Here is a 1,661-nt window from a genome sequence, read left to right on the forward strand (position 1 = left end):
AAGCCTTCCAGGCTATCTCTTTTAAGGGATGCTGATCCTCTTAAATTTCAGCCAACCAAAGAATCTATCCAAAACACCTTAAAAAAGTGCTTAAACGCGTTCAAAATCGTCTCACGACCCAAAGCTTAGCTGAGGCTTGTCTTTTCGAACCTATGGCTTTGAATTAGCTTTAAATAAAAACTTGGTTAAGAAATACTGTACAAAGAAAATCTGATCAAGTGATCAGCGCGGCCAGCTTGCTCCGAAACAGGCGGCCACCATGAAGCGAAACAGGGTGACACTTTAAAAGCGAAACGCGCGGCCATTTTCGCTGAAATACCCACCTAGTTGTCAATCTACCTTTGACATAAATCTTTCCATCAGTAAAGGAAACTTCTTCAAGGTATTGAGTTTGCCTATTCCATCCTGCTCGTTCAATGGCAGGGGAAATAAATTTGGTACAGATATCGCGTTCTGAGAGTAGTTTTTTAGACATGGGAAAAGTATTTTCCGAAAATAGAAAATTTTATTTTAACCGTAGTATGTAGTAGATATTAATCAAACATACTATTAATTTATCGGGCAAAAATAGTATAAAGATGTTGAATAGAATTACGGTTTCCCCCATTCCTTAAAAAAATAAAACCCAATACTTTAGTTATCAAATAAATAATACTATCTTAATACCAATTAATTTAATTTATTTACTTTTTAAAACCACAGATTATGTCAAAAATCAATGACAGTGGCCATGCCAAAAACATAGCCAATTTCGAGATGCTCACGGTCTATGTAACCGGTTACGGCTCCGTGTACAACCCCAGCAATGCCAGCATCCAGCTCAGCAGTTTAACTGCCAAAGCCGCCGAGGCGCTCAGCATTAACCAGCAGGTAAACGATATAGCTGCCAAAAACAGCAATGCCGTTGCCTTGCGCGATCTATCCTTCCAGCCGCTTAAAAAATTCAGTACGCGCATACTCAATGCCATTAAGGCCAGTAACGTATCGCAGCAGGTAACCGACAATGCCATTAGCCACAACCGTAAACTGCAGGGCCAAAGGGCATCGGCCAAATTAACCGACGAAGAAAAAGACAAGTTAGCCGCCCAGGGTGTCGCCGTTAACCAGATATCGGCCGCGCAGCTCAGTTACGATAACCAGCTCAACACCCTCGATAAGCAAATTAAGCTCCTGGCTACCATTCCCAGCTATAACCCCAACGAAACCGAGCTGCAAATAGCCACCCTCACTGCCCTGTATAACGATTTATTGCAGAAAAACCGTGATGTAGTGGCCAGAGCATCCGAGCTGAGCACCCAGCGCCTTAACCGCGACCACATCCTGTACCATCCCGAAACCGGTATAGTTGCCCTCGCTCTTGATGTAAAGAATTACGTGATATCTATTTTTGGTGCCAGCTCCCCCCAATATAAACAGATTTCAGGCATTCCATTCAGAACCCTGAAAAGCTAAACACAACATCCCATGAAAACAATCATCCCATCCCAGGTAATCATTTAAACAGCAACCGAAATTAAAATCAGTTGCTGTTTTTCTTTAACATCCCCTCCCACCCATCTTCACACCACAACCTAAGATAAGTTTAACTAATCGCACAGCTTATTCAATAGCCGCAAGCCCCAGCCTGCAAGCATAAAACTACCACCTGCAAGCATAGAACT

1 protein-coding gene is annotated in these 1,661 nt (G+C 42.5%); it reads left to right on the plus strand.

Going from position 1 to position 1,661, the window contains the following annotated elements:
- Positions 1–705 precede the first annotated feature (705 nt).
- Positions 706–1,452, plus strand: a complete 747-nt coding sequence (locus BLR37_RS13955; RefSeq protein WP_090769570.1) for a hypothetical protein — start codon at positions 706–708, stop codon at positions 1,450–1,452.
- Positions 1,453–1,661 lie beyond the last annotated feature (209 nt).

Origin of the sequence: Pedobacter soli (assembly GCF_900101435.1) — a bacterium.
Taxonomy (GTDB): Bacteria; Bacteroidota; Bacteroidia; order Sphingobacteriales; family Sphingobacteriaceae; genus Pedobacter; species Pedobacter soli.

Coding starts and splice junctions, on each gene's coding strand:
- BLR37_RS13955 (WP_090769570.1), top strand. CDS start 706: ATGTCAAAAATCAATGACAGTGGCCATGCCAAAAACATAGCCAATTTC.